The sequence below is a fragment of the Paraburkholderia sp. BR13439 genome (genome assembly GCF_040948805.1).
Taxonomy (GTDB): domain Bacteria; phylum Pseudomonadota; class Gammaproteobacteria; order Burkholderiales; family Burkholderiaceae; genus Paraburkholderia; species Paraburkholderia youngii.
The window spans coordinates 636,841-662,382 of record NZ_JBFPKN010000001.1 but is presented as its reverse complement, the minus strand read 5'-3'; the positions used below and the strand labels follow the sequence as shown (position 1 = coordinate 662,382).

The 25,542-nt window shown below is 64.2% G+C and carries 20 protein-coding genes; 3 read left to right on the top strand and 17 right to left on the bottom strand.

Annotation, left to right across the window (positions count from 1 at the left end; all coding sequences use genetic code 11):
• Window positions 1–48: 48 nt before the first annotated feature.
• From AB3X96_RS03065 to AB3X96_RS02985, 17 genes are all read right to left on the bottom strand, one after another.
• Window positions 49–1,248: an acetyl-CoA C-acyltransferase gene (locus AB3X96_RS03065; RefSeq protein ID WP_368588529.1), complete on the bottom strand. Its 1,200-nt coding sequence runs from the start codon at window positions 1,246–1,248 to the stop codon at window positions 49–51.
• Window positions 1,249–1,276: 28 nt separating this feature from the next.
• On the bottom strand, window positions 1,277–3,712 hold the full coding sequence (locus tag AB3X96_RS03060) for a 3-hydroxyacyl-CoA dehydrogenase/enoyl-CoA hydratase family protein (protein WP_368588528.1): 2,436 nt from the start codon (window positions 3,710–3,712) through the stop codon (window positions 1,277–1,279).
• Between the two features lie 123 nt (window positions 3,713–3,835).
• The gene (locus tag AB3X96_RS03055; RefSeq protein WP_368588527.1) at window positions 3,836–5,623 is read right to left on the bottom strand and encodes an acyl-CoA dehydrogenase C-terminal domain-containing protein; all 1,788 of its coding nucleotides are present in this window, start codon (window positions 5,621–5,623) and stop codon (window positions 3,836–3,838) included.
• Window positions 5,624–5,721: 98 nt separating this feature from the next.
• The gene (locus AB3X96_RS03050) at window positions 5,722–6,321 is read right to left on the bottom strand and encodes a TetR/AcrR family transcriptional regulator (protein ID WP_368588526.1); all 600 of its coding nucleotides are present in this window, start codon (window positions 6,319–6,321) and stop codon (window positions 5,722–5,724) included.
• A gap of 212 nt (window positions 6,322–6,533) precedes the next feature.
• Entirely contained in the window at window positions 6,534–7,793 is a 1,260-nt protein-coding gene (clsB, locus tag AB3X96_RS03045) for a cardiolipin synthase ClsB (protein ID WP_368588525.1), read from the bottom strand.
• The gene (gene nudB / locus AB3X96_RS03040; protein ID WP_368588524.1) at window positions 7,790–8,305 is read right to left on the bottom strand and encodes a dihydroneopterin triphosphate diphosphatase; all 516 of its coding nucleotides are present in this window, start codon (window positions 8,303–8,305) and stop codon (window positions 7,790–7,792) included. Before nudB ends, clsB begins: the two co-directional genes overlap by 4 nt.
• 180 nt (window positions 8,306–8,485) lie before the next feature.
• A complete protein-coding gene (aspS, locus tag AB3X96_RS03035) occupies window positions 8,486–10,285 on the bottom strand; it encodes an aspartate--tRNA ligase (protein WP_368588523.1) in 1,800 nt (599 codons plus the stop codon).
• 75 nt (window positions 10,286–10,360) lie between these two features.
• Window positions 10,361–11,017, bottom strand: coding sequence for a DUF502 domain-containing protein (locus AB3X96_RS03030; RefSeq protein WP_176122430.1), 657 nt, complete (start codon window positions 11,015–11,017; stop codon window positions 10,361–10,363).
• Window positions 11,018–11,092: 75 nt separating this feature from the next.
• A complete protein-coding gene (locus tag AB3X96_RS03025; RefSeq protein ID WP_368588522.1) occupies window positions 11,093–11,425 on the bottom strand; it encodes an FmdB family zinc ribbon protein in 333 nt (110 codons plus the stop codon).
• A gap of 171 nt (window positions 11,426–11,596) precedes the next feature.
• Complete coding sequence (locus AB3X96_RS03020) at window positions 11,597–12,220, bottom strand: methyltransferase domain-containing protein (RefSeq protein ID WP_368588521.1); 624 nt, start codon at window positions 12,218–12,220, stop codon at window positions 11,597–11,599.
• Window positions 12,221–12,315: 95 nt separating this feature from the next.
• Window positions 12,316–13,893, bottom strand: a complete 1,578-nt coding sequence (ubiB, locus tag AB3X96_RS03015; protein ID WP_176109573.1) for a ubiquinone biosynthesis regulatory protein kinase UbiB — start codon at window positions 13,891–13,893, stop codon at window positions 12,316–12,318.
• Window positions 13,894–13,908: 15 nt separating this feature from the next.
• On the bottom strand, window positions 13,909–14,553 hold the full coding sequence (locus tag AB3X96_RS03010; protein WP_368588520.1) for an SCP2 domain-containing protein: 645 nt from the start codon (window positions 14,551–14,553) through the stop codon (window positions 13,909–13,911).
• A 174-nt stretch (window positions 14,554–14,727) separates the two neighbouring features.
• Window positions 14,728–15,732 (bottom strand): TIM44-like domain-containing protein, encoded by a 1,005-nt coding sequence (locus AB3X96_RS03005; RefSeq protein ID WP_368588519.1) that lies wholly within the window; start codon window positions 15,730–15,732, stop codon window positions 14,728–14,730.
• A gap of 37 nt (window positions 15,733–15,769) precedes the next feature.
• A complete protein-coding gene (gene ubiE / locus AB3X96_RS03000; RefSeq protein ID WP_176109576.1) occupies window positions 15,770–16,501 on the bottom strand; it encodes a bifunctional demethylmenaquinone methyltransferase/2-methoxy-6-polyprenyl-1,4-benzoquinol methylase UbiE in 732 nt (243 codons plus the stop codon).
• Between the two features lie 66 nt (window positions 16,502–16,567).
• The gene (locus AB3X96_RS02995) at window positions 16,568–16,981 is read right to left on the bottom strand and encodes a gamma-butyrobetaine hydroxylase-like domain-containing protein (protein WP_013088372.1); all 414 of its coding nucleotides are present in this window, start codon (window positions 16,979–16,981) and stop codon (window positions 16,568–16,570) included.
• 98 nt (window positions 16,982–17,079) lie between these two features.
• Window positions 17,080–17,508, bottom strand: coding sequence for an HIT family protein (locus AB3X96_RS02990; protein WP_176109577.1), 429 nt, complete (start codon window positions 17,506–17,508; stop codon window positions 17,080–17,082).
• 33 nt (window positions 17,509–17,541) lie between these two features.
• Entirely contained in the window at window positions 17,542–21,648 is a 4,107-nt protein-coding gene (locus AB3X96_RS02985) for a DUF3683 domain-containing protein (RefSeq protein ID WP_368588518.1), read from the bottom strand.
• Window positions 21,649–22,150: 502 nt separating this feature from the next.
• On the opposite strand from AB3X96_RS02985, the gene ilvA reads away from it, so the two are divergent.
• Genes ilvA through queF form a run of 3 tightly spaced genes read left to right on the top strand, consistent with a single transcriptional unit; the run spans window position 22,151 to window position 25,463 of the window.
• Window positions 22,151–23,716 carry a threonine ammonia-lyase, biosynthetic gene (gene ilvA / locus AB3X96_RS02980; RefSeq protein ID WP_368588667.1) on the top strand — a complete coding sequence of 522 codons (1,566 nt, stop codon included), beginning with the start codon at window positions 22,151–22,153 and terminating at the stop codon, window positions 23,714–23,716.
• Window positions 23,717–23,739: 23 nt separating this feature from the next.
• Window positions 23,740–24,642 (top strand): 5'-nucleotidase, encoded by a 903-nt coding sequence (locus tag AB3X96_RS02975; RefSeq protein WP_368588517.1) that lies wholly within the window; start codon window positions 23,740–23,742, stop codon window positions 24,640–24,642.
• Complete coding sequence (gene queF, locus AB3X96_RS02970; protein ID WP_368588516.1) at window positions 24,639–25,463, top strand: NADPH-dependent 7-cyano-7-deazaguanine reductase QueF; 825 nt, start codon at window positions 24,639–24,641, stop codon at window positions 25,461–25,463. The genes AB3X96_RS02975 and queF overlap by 4 nt, the downstream gene beginning before the upstream one ends.
• The last annotated feature ends 79 nt before the right edge of the window (window positions 25,464–25,542 follow it).

Sequence of the window (25,542 nt, the reverse complement as noted above, 5' to 3'; positions counted from 1 at the left end):
GCGCGGTCCTCACTGGATCACCGAAGGATCCCCGGTGAGATCAGCGGCTCACAGACGCTCGATGATGCCCGCCGCGCCCATGCCGGTACCGACGCACATCGTCACCATGCCGTACTTGTAGTTGCGGCGGCGCAGGCCGTGCACCACGGTCGCCGCACGAATCGCACCCGTCGCGCCGAGCGGATGGCCCAGTGCGATCGCGCCGCCGAGCGGGTTGATCTTCGATGCATCGAGGCCGAGGTCCTGGATCACCGCGAGCGACTGCGCGGCAAACGCCTCGTTCAGCTCGATCCAGTCGAGGTCGTCCTGCTTCAGCCCCGCAGCCTTCAGCGCGGCCGGAATCGCTTCCTTCGGGCCGATGCCCATGATTTCCGGCGGCACGCCGCGCACCGCGAAGCTGACGAAACGCGCGAGCGGCGTCAGGTTGAACTGCTTGAGGATCTTTTCCGACACGACGATCAACGCGCCCGCGCCGTCCGAGGTCTGCGAACTGTTGCCCGCCGTGACCGAGCCCTTGTTCGCGAACACCGCGCGCAGCTTCGCCAGGCCTTCCATCGACGTGTCCGCGCGCGGGCCTTCGTCGAGCTTCACCTCGCGCGTTTTCACGTTGATCTCGCCGGTCGCGAGATCGGGCACGCGGTCGGTGATCGTGTACGCGGCGATTTCGTCGTTGAATTCGCCGGCTTGCTGCGCGGCGATCGCGCGGCGGTGCGATTCGACCGAGAACGCGTCCTGCGCTTCGCGGCTGATCTTCCAGCGCTCGGCGACTTTCTCCGCGGTCAGGCCCATGCCGTATGCGATGCCAACGTCTTCGTTGCGATCGAAGATATGCGGCGACAGCGACGGCTTGTTGCCCATCATCGGCACCATGCTCATCGATTCGCAGCCGCCCGCGATCATTGCGTCCGCCTCGCCGACCCGGATGCGGTCGGCGGCCATTGCGAGCGCGGTCAGTCCCGACGCGCAGAAGCGGTTCACCGTGACACCGCCGACCGTGTTCGGCAGACCGGCGAGCAGCGCGCCGATCCGCGCGACGTTCAGGCCCTGCTCCGCTTCCGGAATCGCGCAGCCGACGATCGCGTCTTCGATCACGCCGGTATCGAGGCCGGGCACCTGGGCGACGGCCGACTTGATCGCGTGTACCAGCAGTTCATCCGGGCGCGTGTTCCTGAACATGCCGCGCGGCGCCTTGCCGATCGGCGTGCGGCTCGCGGCGACGATATATGCGTCTTGCAATTGCTTTGCCATTTGTGAATCTCCTTTGTCGGCAAACCGCTTAGTTGCGCACCGGCTTGCCGGTCTGCAGCATGCCCATGATCCGTTCCTGCGTCTTCTGCGTGCCGAGCAGCTCGACGAACGCGCGACGCTCGAGTTGCAGCAGCCATTCTTCGTCGACGAGGCTGCCCGCTTCGACGTCGTCGCCGCACACCGCTTCCGCGATGCGGCTCGCGATCAGGAAATCGTGATCGCTGATGAAGCGGCCGTCGCGCATGTTGACGAGCGACGCCTTGATCGTCGAGATCGCCGAGCGGCCCGCGACCGGCACCTGCGTCGCGCGCAGCGGCGCACGATAGCCCGCAGCAGCAAGCGCGCGCGCTTCCTTCTTCGCGACGTCGAGCAGTTCGAACACGTTGAAGACGATCGTGTCGGACGGCTTCAGGTAGCCCATCGCGCGAGCATCGAGCGCGGAGGACGACACCTTGGCCATCGCCGCGTTCTCGAACGACTTCTGCAGGAACTTCAGCAGATCGTTGGTCGCGCCGACCTGGCTTGCCGCTTCTGCCGCGCGCAGCGCCGCTTCCTTCAGGCCGCCGCCCGCCGGCACCAGACCTACGCCGACTTCGACGAGACCCAGATAGCTCTCGAAGTGCGCGACGCGCTTCGCGCTATGCAGCGCGAGCTCGCAGCCACCGCCGAGCGCGATGCCCGAGATCGCCGCAACCACCGGCACGTTCGCGTACTTCACGCGCAGCATGCCCTGCTGGAAACTCTTCACGAACGGCTCGATGCCCTTCGCGCCGCCCATCATGAACGCGGGCATCGCTTCTTCGAGGTTCGCACCCGCCGAGAACGGACCGCCCGGCGTGCCGAGCTTCAGCGACGTGGGCTGCCACACGACGAGGCCCTTGTAGTCCTTCTCGGCCAGTTCGATCGCCTGCGTCAGACCCTCGATCACCGCCGGTCCGATCGTGTTCATCTTGCTCTTGAACGACACGATCAGCACGTCGTCCTCGCCCGCGCGATCGTCGACCCATGCGCGCACCGCATCGGTCTCGAACAGCGTCTTGCCGTAGGTCTTCGGATCGGCGCCGGTTTCGCCGACGAGCGGCGCGCGGAACACCTGCTTCCTGTACACGTCGAGCGACGAGCGCGGCACGAAGCTCTGCGTGGCCGGCGACCAGGAACCTTCGGCCGTGTGCACGCCGCCCTTGTCGGCGACCGCGCCTTCGAGCACCCACGACGGCAGCGGCACGTCGGCGAGCGCCTTGCCCGCCGCGATGTCTTGCTGCACCCACTCGGCGACCTGCTTCCAGCCGGCCGTCTGCCAGCCTTCGAACGGGCCTTCGTTCCAGCCGAAGCCCCAGCGGATCGCGAGATCGACGTCGCGCGCGTTGTCGGCGATCGACTCCAGATGCACGGCGATGTAGTGATAGACGTCGCGGAAGATCGACCACAGGAACTGCGCCTGCGGATGCTGCGTTTCGCGCAACAGCTTCAGGCGTTCGGCAGCCGGACGCTTCAGGATGCGGCCGACGATATCGTCCGCCTTGCCGCCGCCGTCGACGTAGTTGCCGGTCTTCGGATCGAGCACCTTGATCGCCTTGCCTTCCTTGCGGTAGAAGCCGGCACCGCTCTTCTGGCCGAGCGCGCCTTTCTTCACCAGTTCAGCTAGCACGGCCGGCGTTTCGTAGACCGGCAAGAACGGATCGTCCGGCAGTGTGTCCTGCATCGTCTTGATCACATGCGCCATCGTGTCGAGACCGACCACGTCGGCGGTGCGGAACGTCGCCGACTTCGCGCGGCCGAGGCGCGCGCCGGTCAAGTCGTCCACCTCGTCGAAACGCAGGCCGAACTTCTCGGCTTCGGCGATAACCGCGAGGATCGAGAAAACGCCGACGCGATTCGCGATGAAGTTCGGCGTGTCCTTCGCGCGCACGACACCTTTGCCGACTACGCTGGTCAGGAAGGTTTCGAGCTGATCGAGAATTTCCGGACGCGTCGTCGCGGTCGGGATCAGTTCGACCAGATGCATGTAGCGCGGCGGATTGAAGAAGTGCACCCCGCAGAAGCGCGCCTTCAGTTCGTCCGAGAAACCTTCGGACAATGCGGTGATCGACAGCCCCGACGTATTGGTCGCGAAGATCGCGTTCGGACCGATGTGCGGCGCGACCTTCTTGTACAGGTCGTGCTTCCAGTCCATGCGTTCGGCGATCGCTTCGATCACGATGTCGCACTCGGCGAGCTTTTCGATGTCGTCGTCGTAGTTCGCGGGCTGGATGTATTGCGCGTCGTCCTTCACGCCGAACGGCGCCGGCGACAGCTTCTTCAGATTCTCGATCGCCTTCAGCGCGATGCCGTTTTTCGGGCCTTCCTTGGCGGGCAGATCGAACAGCAGCACGGGCACCTTGGCGTTGATCAGGTGCGCGGCGATCTGCGCGCCCATCACGCCGGCGCCGAGCACGGCTACCTTGCGAATGATCAGATTGCTCACGTCGTTTCTCCGGAGAGTTGTGCGGTGGCGCGAAGCGTCAGCCATGCTTCGCGCGAGGTGTGTGGTCTGGAGCGAGGCAGCGCGGGTTCGCTGCGCGCGGGCGCCTCGCTCTATCTGTGAGCGTTAGAACAACGCTTCTTCGACGTCCATCATCGGCTTCGAACCGGCCCGCGCCTGGCGGATCGTCATCGCCGTTTCGGGCAGGAGCTTCGCGAAGTAGAACCGCGCGGTCGCGAGCTTCGCCTTGTAGAACGGATCGCCCGATGCCTCTTTGTCCAGCGCGATACGTGCCATGCGCGCCCAGAAGTACGAGAACACCAGATGGCCGACCGTGCGCAGATACGGCACGGCCGCGGCGCCGACTTCGTCCGGGTTCTGCATCGCCTTCATGCCGATTTCCATCGTCAGCTTCTGCACCTTTTCACCGATGTCGGCGAGCGGGTTCACGAACTCCTGCATTTCCGGCTTGATGCCTTCGGCTTCGACGAACTCGGCGACGAGCTTGCCGAACTTCTTCAGCTTCGCGCCCATGTCGCCGAGTACCTTGCGGCCTAGCAGATCGAGCGACTGGATGCCGTTGGTGCCTTCGTAGATCATGTTGATGCGCGCGTCGCGCACGTACTGCTCCATGCCCCATTCGGCGATGAAGCCGTGGCCGCCGTAGATCTGCATCGCGTGATTGGTGCCTTCGAACGCGTTGTCCGACAAGAACGCCTTCAGGATCGGCGTGAGCAATGCGACGAGGTCGGCGGCTTCCTTGCGCTCGGCTTCGTCGGCGTGCGACAGCTCCTTGTCGATCTGCAGCGCCGACCAGTACGAGAACGCGCGGCCGGCTTCGGCGTAGGCCTTTTGGGTGAGCAGCATGCGACGCACGTCCGGATGCACGATGATCGGATCGGCGGCCTTCTCCGGCGCCTTCGGACCGGTCAGCGACCGCATTTGCAAACGCTCTTTCGCATACGTGAGCGAGTTCTGATAGGCGACTTCGGTGAGACCGAGGCTCTGCATGCCGACGCCGAGACGCGCGGCATTCATCATCACGAACATCGCATTCAGGCCTTTGTTCGGCTCGCCGACCATCCAGCCCTTCGCGTTGTCGAGATTGATCACGCAGGTCGCGTTGCCGTGAATGCCCATCTTGTGCTCGATCGAGCCGCACTTGACGCCATTGCGCTCGCCGGGCTCGCCCGCTTCGTTCGGGATGAACTTCGGCACGATGAACAGCGAAATGCCCTTGGTGCCCTTCGGCGCGTCCGGCAGACGCGCGAGCACGAGGTGAACGATGTTCTCCGCCAGATCGTGTTCACCGCTCGAGATGAAGATCTTCGTGCCGCTGATCGAGTACGAGCCGTCGCCATTCGGCTCGGCCTTGGTGCGCAGAATGCCGAGGTCGGTGCCGCAATGCGGCTCGGTCAGACACATCGTGCCGGTCCAGACGCCTGCGACGAGCTTCGGCAGATAGCGCTGCTGCAGTTCCGGCGTGCCATGCGCGTGCAGGCATTCGTACGCGCCGTGCGACAGGCCCGGATACATCGTCCACGCCTGATTCGCCGAGTTCAGCATTTCATAGAGCGCGTTGTTGACGAACGCGGGCAACCCCTGACCGCCGTATTCCGGGTCGCAGCCAAGCGCCGGCCAGCCGGCTTCGACGTATTGCTGATAGGCTTCCTTGAAGCCCTTCGGCGTGGTCACGACGCCGTCGCCGGCATACGTGCAGCCTTCCTGATCGCCGCTGTGGTTGAGCGGGAACAGCACTTCGGAGCAGAACTTGCCGGCTTCCTCGAGCACCGCGTTGATCGTGTCGGCATCGAGATCGGCGTGCTTCGGCATGTGCCGAAGTTCGGCTTCGACGTTGAGCAGTTCGTGCAACACGAATTGCATGTCGCGCAGCGGCGCGGCGTACTGTCCCATGACTTCCTCTCCCTGGATTGACAAAAAGCCAGGCCGTTGGCCGGGTCCGTGTAGGGACCTTGTGCGCCGCGCGTTTCCGGTAAGTTCCGGCGACGCCGCTAACGGCTTTCGCTCTGATACGAATTAATCAGTTTTTCCAGCGCGGCCCACGTGAGGCGCACCGCATCCGGCAAATGCAGGAAGCGCGCGTCGTGATGCAGGCCGAGCGTGACGCTATACAGTTCGAACAGCATCAGCTGCGGGTCGGTATCGGCGCGCAGATGCCCTTCTTCCATCGCTTGCGAAATCGCGCGCGTGAGCGCCGCACGCCACGTCGTCACGCTCGCCACCAGTTGCTCGCGCACCTGGCTGTCCGCGCGATCGTCGTATTCGACGGCGCCGCTGATGTAGATGCATCCGGTCGTGACTTCCTGAATGCGCTTCTCGTACCAGCGGGAAATCATCGCGCGCAGGCGTGGCAGACCACGCGGCTCGCGCAGGCTCGGGAAAAACACCTCGTCTTCGAAACGGCGGTGATATTCGCGCACGACCTCGACCTGCAGATCCTCGCGCGACCCGAAATGCGCGAACACGCCGCTCTTGCTCATCTGCATGCGCTCGGCGAGCAGGCCAATCGTCAGACCTTCCAGTCCGTCTCGGCTTGCCAGATCGAGTGCTGCGTCGAGAATCGCGGCTCGGGTTTGTTCGCCTTTTCGCATAGCTGTTCTACCGTTCTAATGTGACCGAATTAAAAATCGAACGGCCGTACTATTATTGAGTGCTTGCCGTCCCCGAAACAAGGACTTTATTAGAAACCGGTTTCTAACCGGCCTCTAATTTTGCGGCTTTCGACCATCAGATCAATCAGATTTTTAGAGGCGTTTGCCTTGTATTGACGGTTGCCGAGGAGCGCGCGCGTGTTCTATTGGTGTCAATCGTAGCCGCCCACCGTCAGCAGTTTCATCGCGACCCGGTAGCTCGTGTACGCGAGCCAGCTCAGCGCGCGCAAGCGCGCCGGTCGCGAATCGTAGTGCGCTTCATCGATCCGGCGCGCGTCCGTGAACGCATCGAGAATCGCATCGCGAAGTTTCGCGATCGACGGATCGTTGACGAGCACGACGTTCGCTTCGTTGTTGAGCATCAGGCTGAGCGCATCGAGATTCGACGAACCGACCGTGCCCCAGTTCGAATCGACCACCGCGACCTTGCCGTGCAGCAGCGTCTTCTCGTATTCGGCGATCTGCACGCCCGCGCGCAGCAGTGCGTGGTACAGGAACGGCACCGCGTAATCGAGCGCCTTGAACTCCTTGCGCCCGATGATCAGCTTCACGACCACGCCGCGCCGCGCCGCGAACACCAGCGCGCGGCGCAGCTTGCGCCCCGGCATGAAGTACGGATTCGCCAGCAGAATTTCATGGCGTGCCTGGCCGATCGCGGCCAGATAGGCCTTTTCGATCGCGCGGCGGTTGATCAGGTTATCGCGCGCGACGAACGCGACGCACGGCTCGCCGCCGGCCCACAGCTCCTCGTTGCGGCGCCGCCGGCGCCGGCGCAGACTGCCGAGCGAGTTGGCGTCCTGCGACGACACGTCTGGCCTGAACGAATCGAGCGGCCGATGGCCGAGGCGAATCCGCCGCCACTGCACCTCGATCGCGTCGCGCACGTCAGCGACCACCGGCCCGCGCAGTTCGACCGCGAAGTCCCAGCGGTGGTAGGGCAGCTTCTCGCCGTTGTTCTCGAAGTCATCGACGATATTGATGCCGCCGCAATACGCGATCCGATCGTCGATCACCGCCAGTTTGCGGTGCGTGCGCGAAAAGCCGAAGCGGCCGAACAGATGCGGGTTGTAGATGCGATGCTCGATGCCGCCCGCTGGCCATTGCTCGAACATTTTCAGGCGCGCGGTGCCGATGCCGTCGGTGATGACGCGCACCCTGACGCCGCGCGCGGCCGCGCGCAGCAACGCCTCGCTGACCGCGTGGCCGGCTTCGTCGTCGCAGAAGATGTAGGTTTCGAGCGCGACGCTGTGCTCTGAAGCATCGATGCGCTCGATCAGCGCGTCGAAGAAGTCGTCGCCGGAGCGCAGGAGCTCGACCTGGTTGTTGCCGGTGAAGCGATAGCGCTGAAAGTAACGACGGCCGAGCAACGTATGCCGCAGACGCGCGAGACGGCCCGAACCGCCTGCGCTCACTGGCCACGCTCCCCGGCCGGCTGGCCGGATTGGGGGTCGATCGGGCGCGCGGCGAGGCGGCGCGGCAACTGCAGGATCGCATCGGCATTCGACGACGAAAAGCAGCGCGATGCGGCCTCTTCATACGGCAGCCACATATAGGCGGTGTGTTCACGCGGCGCGAGCGACACGTCGATACGCTCGGGTACCTGCAGGCTGAACCAGTGCTCGGTGTTGTAGAGCACGCCTGCTTCGTAGCGGTAACGAAATTCCGGGTAGATCTCGTAGTCGATCGAGTACTGCCAGTCGAACAACGCGCTGCGCGGCACCAGCGCGCCGCCGATCATAATGCCGGTTTCCTCGCCGACTTCACGCACCGCCGTGTCGGCGAGCGGTTCGTCGAGCCGGTCTTTCGAACCCGTTACCGACTGCCAGAACGCGGCATGGTCGGCGCGTTCGAGCAGCAGCACGTCGAGCGCGGGCGTATGAATGATGACGAGGACGGACTGCGGAATTTTCGGCGGTTTCGGCATGGCTCAAAACTGGGCGCGACGAGACGCGCGGTACATGTCGGATGACGGTCGAAAGGGTCGGGAAAGCGGTGGCTTCACTGTAACGCAAAAAATGAAAAAGGCACTGAGGTGGAGAACACCTCAGCGCCTTTTCGTTTCGCTCGTGTGGCTTTTTTGCGGCCGCGAGAAGCGGCCACGGTTTTACGCCTTCGGTTCCGGCGAACGCAGACGGATGTGCAGCTCGCGCAGCTGGCGCTCGTCGACTTCGCTCGGAGCCTGCGTGAGCAGATCCTGCGCGCGTTGCGTCTTCGGGAACGCGATCACGTCGCGGATCGAGTCGGCGCCGGCCATCATCGTCACGATGCGGTCCAGACCGAACGCGATACCGCCGTGCGGCGGCGCGCCGTATTGCAGCGCGTCGAGCAGGAAGCCGAACTTGGCCTGCGCTTCTTCCGCGTTGATCTTCAGCGCGCGGAACACCTTGCTCTGCACTTCCTCACGATAGATACGCACCGAGCCGCCGCCGATTTCCCAGCCGTTCAGCACCATGTCGTAGGCCTTCGCGAGGCAGCGCGCCGGGTCCGTTTCGAGGTAGTCGAGGTGCTCGTCCTTCGGGCTCGTGAACGGATGATGCGCGGCGACGTAGCGGTTGTCTTCCTCGTCGTATTCGAACATCGGGAAGTCGACGACCCACAGCGGCTTCCAGCCGGACTCGACGAGACCGTTGGCCTTGCCGAACTCCGAATGACCGATCTTCAGGCGCAGTGCGCCGAGGCTGTCGTTGACGACCTTCGCGCGATCCGCCGCGAAGAAAATGATGTCGCCGTCTTGCGCGCCGGTGCGCTCGATGATCGCCTTCAGCGCTTCGTCGTGCAGGTTTTTGACGATCGGGCTTTGCAGACCGTCACGGCCCTTCGCCGCTTCGTTGACCTTGATCCACGCGAGGCCCTTCGCGCCGTAGATGCGCACGAATTCCGTGTAGCTGTCGATGTCGCCACGCGACAGCTCGCCGCCCTTCGGCACGCGCAGCGCCGCGACGCGGCCGTCCTTCGTGTTGGCCGGCGTGCTGAACACCTTGAAGTCGACGTCGCGCATCGCGTCGGTCAGCTCGGTGAACTCGAGCTTCACGCGCAGGTCCGGCTTGTCCGAACCGAAGCGGCGCATCGCTTCCGCGTACTCCATGACCGGGAATTTCTCGTCGAGCGCAACGCCGATCGTCGTCTTGAACACGTGGCGGATCATCGCCTCGAACAGATCGCGAATTTCCTGCTCCGACAGGAACGAGGTTTCGCAGTCGATCTGCGTGAATTCCGGCTGACGGTCGGCGCGCAGGTCTTCGTCGCGGAAGCACTTGGTGATCTGGTAGTAACGGTCGAAGTTCGCGACCATCAGCAACTGCTTGAACAGCTGCGGCGACTGCGGCAGCGCGAAGAACTGGCCCGGGTTCGTACGCGACGGCACGAGGTAGTCGCGCGCGCCTTCCGGCGTGCTCTTCGTCAGCATCGGCGTTTCGATGTCGATGAAGCCCTGCTCGTCGAGGTACTTGCGCACTTCGATCGCGACGCGATAGCGCAGACGCAGGTTGTGCTGCATCTGCGGACGGCGCAGGTCGAGCACGCGATGCGTGAGACGCGTGGTTTCCGACAGGTTGTCGTCGTCTAGCTGGAACGGCGGTGTGACCGACGCGTTCAGCACGATCAGCTCGTGGCACAGCACTTCGATCTTGCCGCTCTTCAGCGACGCATTGGTCGTGCCTTCCGGACGACCGCGCACGACGCCCTTGACCTGCACGCAGAACTCGTTGCGCACGCCTTCGGCAATCTTGAACATGTCCGCGCGATCCGGATCGCAGACGACCTGAACGAGCCCTTCGCGATCGCGCAGGTCGATGAAGATGACGCCGCCATGGTCGCGGCGGCGGCTTACCCAGCCGCACAGCGAGACGGATTGGCCCAGCAGTTCTTCGGTCACCAGACCGCAGTATTCAGATCTCATCGACATGATGTTTGTCTTTCGTTTTGCATTGGTTGAACGGCGCGCCGCAGACGATCCTGCATGAAGCGTTGCGCGCCGGCATTACAGCGGAGGCTCGACGGTGGTGCGGCGCACCGGCGCCGGCGGTGGCGCGGACGGCGCCACGACGCCCATCGAGACGATGTACTTGAGCGCAGCGTCGACCGTCATGTCGAGCTCGATCACTTCGCTTTTCGGCACCATCAGGAAGAAGCCGGACGTCGGGTTCGGCGTGGTCGGCACGTACACGCTGACGTAATCTTCCTTCAGATGGTTGGCCACGTCGCCGCCCGGGATGCCGGTCAGAAACGCGATCGTATAGGAACCGCGGCGCGGGTACTCGATCAGCAGCGCCTTGCGGAATGCATTGCCGCTGCTCGACAGCAGCGTGTCGGACACCTGCTTGACGCTGGTGTAGAGCGGGCCGACCACCGGAATGTGCGCGACCAGCAGCTCCCACCACTGCACGAGCTTCTGCCCAATGAAGTTCTGCGTCAACAGCCCGACGACGAAGATGAACGCGAGCGTGAGCACCGCGCCGAGGCCCGGCAAGCGATAGCCGATCGCGCGTTCCGGCTGCCACGAGGTGGGCAGCAGCAACAGCGTCTGGTCCATCGTGCCGATGATCAGACCGAGCACCCACAGTGTGATAGCCAGAGGCACCAGCACCAGCAGGCCGGTCAGAAACACCGATTTGAGCGTGAATTTCTTCGTCGTCATGTGTACCGCCAGAAAGCTGCGCAGGCCGAAGCCCATGCGCGGTAGATACGCCGCCCGCGCGGGGCGGCGGTCCCACTAGGCGCTGCCGGAACCGCTCGCGCTCGCGGCGGCGGGCGCTGCGGCGGGGGCCGCGGGCGCGGCCGGGGCAGCCTGTTCAGCCGGGGCAGCGGCCGCGGACGGCTCGGACTTCGCTTCCGACGCGGCCGGCGCGCTCGCGCCGCCGCTGCCACCGCGAAAATCGGTCACGTACCAGCCGGAGCCTTTCAACTGGAAGCCGGCGGCGGTGAGTTGCTTGCTAAAGGTGTCTTTTCCGCACTCGGGGCACTGCGTCAACTGGGGGTCGCTCATCTTCTGGAGCACGTCCTTCCCAAAGCCGCATGACCCGCAACGATAAGCGTAGATCGGCATGATCCTTTCCTACTCCAAATCCCTACTGAAATCTTGTAAACGCTTGCAAAGCCTTGAATTATAGCCGCAAACGATGTCCGTTCCCCGGATTTCGGGAAGCGGACGCGTGACGCGCCCGCCACTGCGCCAGATGGGGGCGTCCCGCGGACCTCTCAAGAGCGGCGCGTGGCGCTAGCCGCGACGCCGCCAGGTGAGCCAGCGCTCGTGTCCGGCAAAAACGGCGATCGAGTCGTCGACCGCTTCGTCTTCGATAAGCTCGAAGTGTGGCGTGAACAGCACGTCGAGCTCATCGCGTTCGATGCCGAACGGCGGCCCCTTCGGCGTCGCGCCGATAAAAAAGTACCCCGCGAGCAACCCGCCGGACGGCAGCAGTTCGACCATGCGTTGCGCATAGTCAGCGCGGCGCGTCGGCGGCAGCGCGCAGAAGAACGCGCGCTCGTAGATCCACGCGGGCGTGAAGGGCGGCGCATAGGTGAAAAAGTCTGCCTGCTCGACCAGCGATGCGTGCTGCGCGCCGAGTTGCTCGCGCGCCGCCGCGACGGCGGCGGCGGAGAAGTCGATCGCGCGCACCGGGTTGCCCCGCCGCGCGAGCCATGCCGCTTCGTGGGCACTGCCGCAGCCTGGAATCAGCACGGCGGCGTCGCGGTGCCGGTCAGCGAACGCGCGAAACGCGGACGGCACGCCCGCCTGGTCCCACGGCGTGAAACGGCGCTCGAAACGTTCGTCCCAGAACTCGGGTGAGTTGGGATCGCGGTTCGCGAAATCGGGCATGGGGGGTTGGGTCGGATCGCTCATCGGATGCCTCGTTCAGGTTTGCCCCTGTCGTCACCGCAAGCCGCGGCTGACACCGCCGCTGAAACACAGCGCGGCCAATGGGCCGTCAGCCGCGCTCAACCGCCGTATGCGAGCGCCAGGAACGCCCGCGCCAGCATCGCGCCGACGCCGACCGCCACGCCGAACAGCAGCAGGCCTTGCAGCAGACGGTTGGTGCGCTTCTGCTCGAGCAGGATCTGGCGGATCACGTCGTCGTTCGCGCCGCCCACTGGATGATGGCGCTCGGCCAGCATGTTGTGGACGAGACGCGGCAACTGCGGCAGCGTCTTGCTCCACTGCGGCGCCTCGATCTTCAAGCGCTCGTACCAGCCGCGCAAGCCGATCTGCTCGTTCATCCAGCGCTCGAGGTAAGGCTTCGCGGTCTTCCAGAGATCCAGTTCGGGGTCGAGCGAACGGCCGAGTCCTTCCACGTTCAGCATCGTCTTTTGCAGCAATACGAGCTGCGGCTGGATCTCGACGTTAAAGCGCCGCGACGTCGAGAACAGGCGCATCAGAACCTGGCCGAGCGAAATGTCCTTCAGCGCGCGATCGAAGTACGGTTCGCAGACCGCGCGGATCGCGCTTTCGAGCTCCTCGACACGCGTGGTCGGCGGCACCCAGCCCGACTCCAGATGCAGCGTCGCGACGCGATGGTAGTCGCGCTTGAAGAACGCGAGGAAGTTTTGCGCGAGGTAGTTTTTATCGAAGTCCGACAGCGCGCCAATGATGCCGAAGTCGAGCGCGATATAGCGGCCGAAGTGCGCGGGATCGAGGCTCACCTGGATGTTGCCGGGGTGCATGTCGGCGTGGAAAAAGCCGTCACGGAACACCTGCGTGAAGAAAATCTCGACGCCCTCGCGCGCGAGCTTCGGGATATCGACGCCTGCCGCGCGCAATGTGTCGACCTGGCTGATCGGCACACCGACCATACGCTCCATCACGAGCACCGTGGGCGTGCAGAATTCCCAGTACATCTCGGGCACGAGCAGCAGGTCGAGCCCCTGGAAGTTGCGCCGCAACTGGCTACCGTTGGCAGCCTCGCGCATCAGGTCGAGTTCGTCGTGCAGATACTTGTCGAATTCGGCGACCACTTCGCGCGGCTTCAGTCGTTTGCCGTCGGCCCACAGACGCTCGGCCCACACGGCGATGTCGCGCAACAGCGCGAGGTCGGAATCGATCACCGGCAGCATGTTGGGGCGCAGCACCTTCACCGCGACCGCCTTGCCTGCGTGCTGGCCGGCCTTCACCGTCGCGAAGTGGACCTGCGCGATCGACGCGCTCGCGACCGGGACCCGCTCGAAATCGTCGAACAACACGTCGACCGGCGCGCCGAGCGACTTCTCGACGAGTGCGATCGCGACCGCCGAATCGAACGGCGGCACCTGGTCCTGCAGCTTCGCGAGTTCGTTGGCGATATCAACCGGCAGCAGATCGCGACGGGTCGACAGCACCTGGCCGAACTTGACGAAGATCGGCCCGAGACTTTCGAGTGCGAGCCGCAGACGAACGCCCGGAGGCGCATCGAACTTGCGGCCGAGCGTCGTGATACGCAGCAGCAAACGCACGCGCCGATCGTTGATGCGGCTCAACATCATTTCGTCGAGGCCGAAGCGGATGACCGTGAAAAATATCTTGAGAAAACGCAGAAAACGCATGACTGGGCCCGTTGACTAGCGCGTGCCGCGCGACGTGGCGGCGCCGCCCGACGCTTGCGCGCCGCGGGCTTCGACCTTCTGTTCTAGACGCTCGATGCGCTTTTCGACGCGCGCGAGCGAATCACGCGCGCGCGCCAGTTCGACGTTGAAGTCCGCGAGCGCGGTACGGCGCACCAGCTGCGGATTCTCGTCGAGCAGATACTCGGCTGCCGTGTCGAGCAGGTTGCGGCCGGTGCGTTGCACATGCTCGCCGACCGAACGCACGAGCGACGTGATGCGCCACGCGGGCCCATCACCGATCAGCTTCGAGAGATCTTCCTCAGGCTCCCAGCGCAGATGCTCGGCGAGCTTCGCGATCACGGTCGCGAACTCGGCGTCGCCCTCGATCTTCACGTGCTTCATCACTGCTGCCTGGCCACCTTGCAGGAAGGCCGGCAGTGCGTCGGACGGCACCGAGATGGTCACGTCGAACTGATGCGCATCGGCTTCGTCGAGCGTGCCGAGATAGCCGTCGGGCTGCACGAGCAGTGCAAGCACAACCGGCGGACATGACAGGCGTGCGGTCTTGCCCGCGTACGGGGCGAGGCGCTCGCGGGCCCACGATTCGCGGGCGAGCAGATGATTGACAGCAGCAGCGAAGGGCTTGGCGGCGAAGGTCATCGAAGGTGGCAAGAAAAAACCCGCGCGAGCGAGGTGCTTGCGCGGGCTCCCATTGTAACGTCCGTTCGCTTCGCGGCCTTCTATGCCGAACGGCCTAAGCGATGCGCGAGGCGAGGAATCGCCGTGCCGTGGCCGGCCTTTTTCGAGGCAAACGCGACTCGATGCTTCGGCATGTCAGTGTTGCTCGACCTGCTGGATGCCGGCAAGCAGCCATCCTTCGCCAGGGCGGTTCGCCTTCGTCAGATTCCAGACTTCGACGAACGGCTCGGCTGCCGCGCCCGGCGCCTCGCGGATCAAACCGGAGAAGCGCACGCTCGCGAAGTATTCGGTCGCGCGCTCCTCGACGCCGAGCAGCTCGGCGTTCAACTGCACGACGTCGGTCTGGTTCGGCTGCGTGCCGCGCGCGGTGAGATCGACGCGCACTTCGGCGAACATTTCCGGCGTCGTGAATTCGCGGATGTCATCGACATTGCCGACGTCCCACGCGGCCTGCAGGCGCACGAAGTACACCTTCGCGTTACGCAGAAACGCTTCCGAATCGAACCCGGCCGGCACCGACGGCGTCGCGCCGAGCGATGGCGTCGTCAACGGGTTGCCCTGCGGTTCGAGATACGAGCCGGTCGGCGGCGCGGTGTAACGCGGCTCCTGAATATAGTCGGTGCCTTTGGTGTTCAGCGACGGCGCCGTGCCCGCGTAAGCCGGTTGCGCCGCATCGCGCTTGCGGCCGGTGAAGCGGCGGATGAGCCAGATCACGACCATCGCGATCAACGCAATCACGATCACGTTGGCGAACATGCCGGCGAACGCCTCGCCGAGCCCGAAATGCGACAGCAACGCGGCGATGCCGAGACCGGCCGCAAGACCGGCGATCGGCCCGAGCCAGCGATTGCGGTTCGGCGCGGCGGGCGGCGTGGGCCTGGTTGCAGGAGCCGCCGGTTGCGCGCTCTGCTGCGTGGCCTGATTGTTCTGCGCGGGCTGGGACGGCGGCGGCGTCTGGCGCTGCTGCTGCAGACTGTTCGATTGACGGCCGAAGCTACGGCCTCCGCCCATGCGGCGTGCTTCGGCGTCGAGAGAGGCAAGGGTGCCGGCCGTCAGCAGACCGACCATCGCGATCAGTCCGATTCTTCTCGCCAGCGACCCCTTAACCTTACGAGCAGATAACAGATTCGAATCGGACATTTCGCACTTTCCTTTAAAAATCGATGGGTTAGAGACCCTAGTATTTGGTCCCCACATGCAACGCTACCACGCCAGCTGACAAATTGTAATATTTGACGTTGTCGAGACCGGCTTGTTCCATCATAGTTTTCAAAGTTTCCTGGTCAGGATGCATGCGGATCGATTCCGCCAGGTACTGGTAGCTTTCCGCGTCCTTGGCGAAGCGCTCGCCGAGCCACGGCAACACCTTGAACGAATACAGATCGTAGACCTTCTTCAGCGGGTCCCATACCTTCGAGAACTCGAGCACGAGCAGCCGCCCGGCCGGTTTCAGCACACGGCGCATCTCGGCGAGCGCGATGTCTTTATGCGTCATGTTGCGCAAGCCGAACGCGACCGTCACGACGTCGAAATAGTTATCCGGGAACGGGATTTTCTCGGCATCGCAAAGCAACGTCGGCGTAATGATGCCCTTGTCGAGCAGCCGGTCGCGGCCGACGCGCAGCATCGATTCATTGATGTCGGTATGCCAGACCTCGCCCGTCTCGCCCGCCTGTTTGGCGAACGCCTTCGACAGATCGCCAGTGCCGCCCGCGATGTCGAGCACCTTGTAGCCCGGCCGCACGTTCGCCTGGGCGATCGTGAACACCTTCCACGCCCGGTGCAATCCGCCCGACATCAGGTCGTTCATCAGGTCGTAGTTGGCGGCCACCGAGTGGAACACCCCCGCCACTTTCTGCGCCTTGTCCTGTTCGTCGACCGATTGAAAGCCGAAGTGGGTTTTGCTCATCGCGCTCGTCCTTTCGCGTGTTCTTGAATGTTGCGCCGCTCGAGCGGCGTTCGGGGGCGAATCGTATCAGTGACAGTGCCCGTGCGCAGCAGCGGCGGGCACCATCGGCGTGTCGCGGTCGATGCCGGCCGCTGCCAGTTTGGCGAGATACGCGCGCCAGAGTTCATCCTGACGTACGGCCATGTCGTACAGCAGGTCCCACGAATAGATACCGGTGGAGTGGCCATCGGAGAAAGTCGGCTGCAGCGCGTAATTGCCGACGCCTTCGATCATCGTGATCGTCACGTCGCGCTTGCCCGTCTGCAGCGTTTCCTGGCCGGGCCCGTGGCCCTGCACTTCCGCCGACGGCGAATACACGCGCAGCAGTTCGAACGGCAGCCGGTACGCTTCGCCGTTCGCGTACTGCAGTTCGAGCACGCGCGACTTAGAATGCACGACCACGCCGGTCGGCACCGGCGTCTCGGGAGTCAATCCGCTCATGTTGGCCTCATCAGATAACGGCGGGGTGATAACGACGGCTCGGCCGCCCCGCGCACCGACTGGAGCCCGGCGGTGCGCGGCGGCGGATTCAGCGATGCTCAGCCCAGCGCCTGTTCGATTTCCTGCCGCACGGCTTCGCGCAACAACGTGGCGTGCGCGCGACGCGACGACAGCATCGCTTCGGACACCGTGCGCTGGCGCGGCGCCCAGATCGGCAGGGGGAAATGCGCGTCGTTCGAGAAACGCGGAATCACGTGCCAGTGCACGTGCGGCACCTGGTTGCCGAGGCTCGCGAGATTGACCTTCGCGGGCTGCATCACGCGCCGCTGCGCACGCTCGACCGCGTAGACGGCCTTCATCACGTGATCGCGGTCGTCGGCGGAAAGATCCGAAAACTCGGCTACGTGAGCGTTCCAGATGACCCGGCAAAAGCCCGGGTAGTCGTGTTCGTCGGCGAGGACGACTCGCAACGCGTCGTCCTGCCATAGCACATCGCCGCCGTCTTCACGGCAAAAAACGCAGTCCATCGTCGTCCTCGGCAAATATCGTCGGTCGTGCCATTAAACCAGCACGCGCTCGATTCCGCCATTGTTCGCCCGCTGTACGTAGTCCGCCATCCAGTTTTCGCCGAGCACGTGACGTGCCATCTCGACCACGATGTAATCCGCCTCGGTACCCGCGTCTTCGTTGTAGCGCGACAGCCCTTGCAGGCACGACGGGCAGCTCGTGAGGATCTTGACGTCGGTCGAACCCGCATTGCCGTTACCCGGCTGCGGACCGTCGCCGGCTTTCAGCACGGAACCGTTGGTCGCACCCGCGGCACCGGCCGATGCATTGGCCGGATTGATCGCGTTCGCGCCCGCTTCGGCCACAAGGGGAATGCCGCGCAGCTTCGCCGCGCCCTTGCGGATTTCCTCTTCCTTGCGGAAGCGCACCTGGGTCGAGATGTCGGGACGCGTGACCGCGAGCGTGCCCGATTCGCCGCAGCAGCGGTCGTTCTTCTCGATCTTGTAGCCGTCCTGCTCCGAACCCATCAGCTGGTTGACGAGCTTGACCGGGTCCATCGTCTTGATCGGCGAATGGCACGGGTCGTGGTACATGTAGCGCACGCCGTTCACGCCATCGAGCTTGATGCCTTTTTCCAGCAGGTACTCGTGGATGTCGATGATCCGGCAACCCGGGAAGATCTTTTCGAATTCGTAACCGGCGAGCTGGTCGTAACACGTGCCGCACGACACCACCACCGTCTTGATGTCGAGATAGTTCAGCGTATTGGCGACGCGGTGGAACAGCACACGGTTGTCGGTGACGATCTGCTCGGCCTTGTCGTACTGGCCCGAGCCGCGCTGCGGATACCCGCAGCACAGGTAGCCCGGCGGCAGCACGGTCTGCACGCCCGCTTCCCACAGCATCGCCTGGGTCGCGAGACCGACCTGCGAGAACAGCCGCTCCGAGCCGCAACCCGGGAAGTAGAACACCGCTTCGGTGTCGGTGGTGGTCGTCTTCGGATTGCGGATGATCGGGACGATCTTGTTGTCTTCGATATCGAGCAACGCACGCGCGGTCTTCTTCGGCAGGTTGCCCGGCATCTTCTTGTTCATGAAGTGGATCACCTGCTGCGTGACCACCGGCTTGCCGACCGTGGCGGGCGGATGCGCGGTCTGCTTCTTCGCGAACTTCTTCAACAGGTCGTTGCCGAGGCGCTGCGCCTTGTAGCCGACGCCCATCATCGCGGTGCGCGCGAGGTTGATGGTCTGCGGGTTGGTCGCGTTCAGGAAGAACATGCCCGCGGCGTTGCCCGGGTTGAACTTCTTCTTGCCCATCTTGCGCAACAGGTTGCGCATGTTCATCGTCACGTCGCCGAAGTCGATCTTCACAGGGCACGGCGTCACGCACTTGTGGCAGACGGTGCAGTGATCGGCGACGTCGTTGAACTCGTCCCAGTGCTTGATCGACACGCCGCGGCGCGTCTGCTCTTCGTACAGGAATGCCTCGACCAGCAGGGAGGTGGCGAGAATCTTGTTGCGCGGGCTGTACAACAGGTTCGCGCGCGGCACGTGCGTCGCGCAGACCGGCTTGCACTTGCCGCAGCGCAGACAGTCCTTGATCGACTCGGAAATCGCGCCGATATCGGACTGCTGCATGATCAGCGATTCGTAGCCCATCAGCCCGAAGCTCGGCGTGTACGCGTTGCGCAGGTCCGCGCCTTCGAGCAGCTTGCCCGCGTTGAAGCGGCCATGCGGATCGACGCGCTGCTTGTACTTGCGGAATTCGCCGATCTCGTCGTCGGTCAGGAATTCGAGCTTCGTGATGCCGATGCCGTGCTCGCCGGAGATCACGCCGTCGAGCGAACGCGCGAGCTTCATGATGCGCGCGACCGCCGTATGCGCGTCCTGCAGCATCTCGTAGTTGTCGGAGTTGACCGGGATGTTGGTGTGCACGTTGCCGTCGCCCGCGTGCATGTGCAGCGCGACGAACACGCGGCCGCGCAGCACCTGCTTGTGGATCGCCTGGGCTTCGTCGAGGATCGGCTTGAACTCGCCGCCATTGAAAATCTGCCGCAATTCGGCACGGAGTTCCTGCTTCCACGACACGCGGATCGTGCGGTCTTGGGCGAGGTGGAATACGGTTGCTTCCGGTTGCGCGTCGACGCGATCGGCAAACTTCTCCGCGAGCGATTCATAGCCGAGGCCGACCAGATAGTGCTGCGCCTCGCGCAGCGACAGATCGAGCTTGTCGCGCACGAACTCCCAGCGCGCGCGCACGCGCGCGAGCAGATCGAGCGCCTGCTGCACGCGGTCTTCGAGCAGCTCGGCGCTCGGGATTTCGTTCGCGTCGTCGCTCTTGCCGAGCGGCAGCTTGCCGCCCTTGAAGAACGCTTCGAGCGCGTCGACCAGTTGCAGCTTGTTCTTCAGCGACAGCTCGATGTTGATGCGCTCGATGCCGTCCGTGTACTCGCCCATGCGATCGAGCGGAATCACGACGTCTTCGTTGATCTTGAACGCGTTGGTGTGCTTCGCGATCGCGGCGGTGCGGCTGCGGTCGAGCCAGAAGCGCTTGCGGGCCTCGGCGCTGACCGCGACGAAACCTTCGCCGCTCTTGCCGTTGGCCATTCGCACGACCTCCGAGGTGGCCTGCGCGACCGCGTCCGCATCGTTGCCGACGATGTCGCCGATCAGCACCATCTTCGGAAACGCGTTGCGCTTGCTCTTGGTCGCATAGCCGACCGCGCGCAGATAGCGCTCGTCGAGATGCTCGAGGCCCGCGAGAATCGCGCCGCCCTGGCGCGACGTCTCGAACAGGTAGTCCTTGATTTCGACGATGCTCGGAATCGCCTCGCGCGCCTGGCCGAAGAACTCGAGACAGACGGTGCGCGTATGCGCGGGCATCTTGTGGAGCACCCAGCGCGCGGACGTGATGAGGCCGTCGCAGCCTTCCTTCTGCACGCCCGGCAGACCGGCGAGGAATTTATCGGTGACGTCCTTGCCGAGGCCTTCTTTGCGGAACACGCGGCCCTTGATATCGAGCGCCTCAGTGCGCAGCAGTTTCTCGCCCGGCGCGTAGTTGCCGTCGAACCACTTGAGCTCGAAACGCGCGACTTCGATGTCGTGGATCTTGCCCATGTTGTGCTCGAGACGCGTGACTTCGAGCCAGTTCCCTTCCGGGTCGACCATGCGCCACCACGCGAGGTTATCGAGCGCCGTGCCCCACAGCACTGCCTTCTTGCCGCCCGCGTTCATCGCGACGTTGCCGCCGACGCAGGACGCGTCGAGCGAGGTCGGGTCGACCGCGAACACGAAGCCGGCCTGCTCGGCCGCTTCGGTCACGCGGCGCGTGACGACGCCCGCACCCGAGAAGATCGTCGCGACCTTGCGATCGACGCCCGGCAGCTGGGTCATTTCGACCGGGCCGAGCTGTTCGAGCTTTTCGGTGTTGATGACGGCCGAGAACGGCGTGAGCGGCACCGCGCCGCCCGTGTAGCCGGTGCCGCCGCCGCGCGGAATCACGGTCAGGCCGAGTTCGAAGCACGCCTTGATCATGCCGGCGATTTCGGCTTCCGAGTCCGGCGTCAGCACGACGAATGGGTATTCGACGCGCCAGTCGGTCGCGTCGGTCACGTGCGAGACGCGCGACAGGCCGTCGAACTTGATGTTGTCCTTTTGCGTGACCTTGCCGAGCACGCGGGTGGTGCGGCGGCGCAGGTCGTAGGTCTGCTGGAATTCGCCGGCGAATTGGTCGATAGCGCGGCGCGCGGCCTGCACCAGCTTTTCGACGCGCGCGGCGCGATCGACGCCGGCTTCGTCGCCATGTTCGCGCAAATCGGCGCGGCGGCGCTTCTCGATTTCGGCGAGGCGGTGATTGAGCGCTTCGATCAGCAGCGCGCGGCGCTTCGGGTTGTCGAGCAGGTCATCCTGGAGATACGGATTGCGGCGCACGACCCAGATATCGCCGAGCACTTCATACAGCATGCGCGCCGAGCGGCCTGTGCGGCGTTCGGCGCGAAGTTCGGCGAGCGCGTCCCAAGCGTCGTTGCCGAGCAGGCGGATGACGATTTCGCGGTCGGAGAACGACGTGTAGTTGTAGGGAATTTCGCGCAGACGCGCTTCGGGATCGGCGGCCACCGCAGCGGCGGCGCCGTGCGGATCGAAAACTTGAGGTGCGTTCATGTTTGGACGACTCGGTAGGTCGGCCTGGCGCGCTCGTCACGAGGCGTCGGCCGACAATGCGCGTGGGGCGCAATGCTTGAAATCTTCTAGGGCTTCCAGGGGAGCGAACACGACCGGCGGCCAACTCACAGCGGTCGCTTCGCGGCACTCAGGGACAGCTACACGATCGCGCGTGGCGGACATGCCGCTCCGCCGCGGGGCAGGATTCGCGCGGAACGGGCATCAAATGGGCGATCCGAGGCTGCCAGTGCATCTTCCGATCCTTATTCCAAAATGGAATTCTACCGCATCATCCCGCCACGCGTTGACGGCAGGAACCTGGGCGGTTACGGCGCTTCGGGGGATTTGGCGGCGAATCCCGTAGCGTTTCGAATGCGACCCCATTGACCGGCCGGACGGTTTGGCAAACTTCGCTCAACGGTGCCGAAACGGCCCAGCCAGTGGCGTGCCACCCTTCTCCGCCGTGCGCGGAACGGCCAGAGCAGGCACCGTTGGCGCTATCATTGACGTTTTCCCGTCTCACACAGCGCACCGCGCGACCCGCATGGCTTCCCACGACTACCTGAAAAAGACCCTGACCGCGCGCGTCTACGACGTGGCGCGCGAGACCGAACTCGAACGCGCGCCGAACCTGTCGGCACGGCTGCGCAATCCGGTTTATCTGAAGCGCGAGGACAACCAGCCGGTGTTCTCGTTCAAGCTGCGCGGCGCGTACAACAAGATGGCGCATATTCCGGCCGAAGCGCTCAGTCGCGGCGTGATCACCGCGTCGGCGGGCAATCATGCGCAGGGCGTCGCGTTGTCGGCCGCACGCATGGGCGTGAAGGCGATCATCGTCGTGCCGGTGACAACCCCGCAGGTCAAGGTCGACGCGATCCGCACGCATGGCGGGCCGACCGTCGAGGTCGTGCAGTTCGGCGAATCGTATAGCGATGCCTACGGTCACGCGGTCAAGCTGCAGGAGGAGCGCGGCCTGACCTTCGTGCATCCGTTCGATGATCCGTACGTGATCGCCGGCCAGGGCACCGTCGCGATGGAAATCCTCAGCCAGCACCAGGGGCCGATTCACGCGATCTTCGTGCCGATCGGCGGCGGCGGTCTCGCGGCTGGTGTCGCCGCATACGTGAAGTCGGTGCGCCCGGAGATCAAGGTGATCGGCGTGCAGACCGATGATTCGTGCGCGATGGCAGCGTCGCTGAAGGCGGGCGAGCGCGTGACGCTGAACGAAGTGGGCCTGTTCTCCGACGGCACCGCGGTGAAGCTCGTCGGCGAGGAAACCTTCCGCCTGTGCAGCGAATATCTCGATGAAGTGCTGCTCGTGAACACCGATGCGCTGTGCGCGGCGATCAAGGACGTGTTCCAGGACACGCGCAGCGTGCTCGAACCGGCGGGCTCGCTCGCGGTGGCGGGCGCGAAGCAGTACGCCGAACGGGAAGGCATCGAGAACCAGACGCTGATCGCGATCACGTCGGGCGCGAACATGAACTTCGACCGCATGCGCTTCGTCGCCGAACGCGCCGAAGTGGGCGAAGCCCGCGAGGCGGTTTTCGCGGTGACGATCCCCGAAGAGCGCGGCAGCTTCAGGCGCTTCTGCGAACTGGTCGGCACGCGCAGCGTCACCGAATTCAACTACCGGATCGCCGACGCGAACTCGGCGCATATCTTCGTCGGCGTGCAGATCCGCAACCGCAGCGAACCGGCGCAGATCGCCGGCGCATTCGAAGCGCACGGCTTCGCGACCGTCGATCTGACCTTCGACGAACTGTCGAAGCAGCACATCCGCTACATGGTCGGCGGCCGCTCGCCGCTCGCGCGCGATGAACGTCTGTTCCGCTTCGAGTTTCCCGAGCGTCCGGGCGCGCTGATGAAATTCCTGTCGTCGATGGCGCCGAACTGGAACATCAGCCTGTTCCACTATCGCAACCAGGGTGCGGACTACAGTTCGATTCTGGTCGGCATTCAGGTGCCCGAAAGCGACCACGCGGCGTTCGAGCGCTTCATCGAAACGCTCGGCTATCCGTGCTGGGAAGAAACGAAAAATCCGGTCTACCGCCTCTTCCTCGCCTGATCTCTTCGGACCGGAACTCACCGATGGCGCTTTCGCTTGTCGACAAACTGGTGGTCGCAATCTCGTCGCGCGCGCTGTTCGACTTCGAGGAAGAGAACCGCGTCTACGAGGCCGGCGACCTGAAGGCTTACGAAGCGTTGCAGCGCGAGCGCCTGAACGTGCCCGCGAAACCGGGCGTCGCGTTTCCGCTGATCCGCAAATTGCTTGCGCTGAACGCCGTCGGTCATCGCGTCGAAGTGGTGATCCTGTCGCGCAGCGATCCGATCAGCGGCCTGCGCGCGTTTCATTCGTGCCGCGAACACGGACTCGCGATCGAGCGCGGGGTGTTCACGCGCGGCCGCGCGCCGTTCGGTTATCTGAAGCCGCTGAACGCGGCGCTGTTTCTGTCGGCGAATCAGCAGGACGTGCGCGATGCGCTCGCCGCTGGCTTCCCTGCCGCACGCGTGTTGCCGGAATCGGCGAAAATGGCGAGCAAGTATCCGGACGAAATCCGCATTGCGTTCGACGGCGACGCGGTCTTGTTTTCCGACGAAGCGGAACGCATCTTCCAGAAAGACGGCCTGCGCGCGTTCGTCGGTCACGAGATCGACAACAAGCATCTGCCGCTCGCGGACGGTCCGCTCAAGCCGCTGCTCGAAGCGCTGCACCGGCTGCAAAAACTGGCGGACGCGGCCGCGCCGATGCGCATTCGCACGGCACTGGTAACAGCACGCTCGGCCCCCGCGCATGAGCGCGCGATCCGCACCCTGATGGCGTGGAACATCGAAATCGACGAAGCGATGTTCCTCGGCGGCCTCGACAAGAGTGCATTTTTGCGCGAGTTCGAGCCCGACTTTTTCTTCGACGACCAGATCGGCCACTGCGAATCGGCCCGCGTCGTAACGGCGACCGGGCACGTGCTGAGTGGCATCGTGAACGCATCATGACACCCGAACAATCCCCGCTCGGTAAGTCCTCGACTTACACCGAACAATACGATCCGACGCTGCTGTTTCCGATTGCGCGCAGCAATGCGCGCGAGGCGATCGGCATTACCGCGCGACTGCCGTTTTTCGGCACCGATATCTGGAACGCCTACGAGCTGTCGTGGCTGAATACACGCGGCAAACCGCAGATCGCGGTCGCGACGTTCTTCGTGCCGGCCGATTCGCCGAACATCGTCGAATCCAAGTCGTTCAAGCTGTATCTCGGCTCGTTCGCGCAGACCGCCTTCGAATCGGCCGAGAGCGTGCGCGACACGATCAAGCGCGACGTGTCCGCGTCGTGCGGCGCGACGGTGTCGGTGCATCTGTACACGCCGCACGAATTCGGCAAGCTGAAAATGGAAGAATTCGACGGCCTGTCGCTCGATCGGCTCGAACTCGAGGCGAGCATCTATCAGCCGGACGCGTCGCTTTTGAGCGCGGCGCACAACGAAGCGCCGGTCGAGGAAACGCTGTTCTCGAACCTGCTGAAGTCGAACTGCCCGGTGACCGGACAGCCGGACTGGGGCAGCGTGCAGATCCACTATGCCGGGCCACAAATCGATCACGCGGGCCTGCTGCGCTACATCATCTCGTACCGCAATCACACCGGCTTTCACGAGCAATGCGTCGAGCGGATCTTCGTCGACATCATGAAGATGTGCAAACCGCTGAAGCTCGCGGTCTATGCGCGCTACACGCGCCGCGGCGGGCTCGACATCAACCCGTTCCGCACCAACTACAACCTGCCGATGCCGGACAACATGCGGCTCGCGCGGCAGTGACGGTAAAGCACCGACGCAACGAGGGCGCCGCAGGCCATCACAGCCTGCGGCGCCCTCGTCACATCGAAGCCGTCAAAGC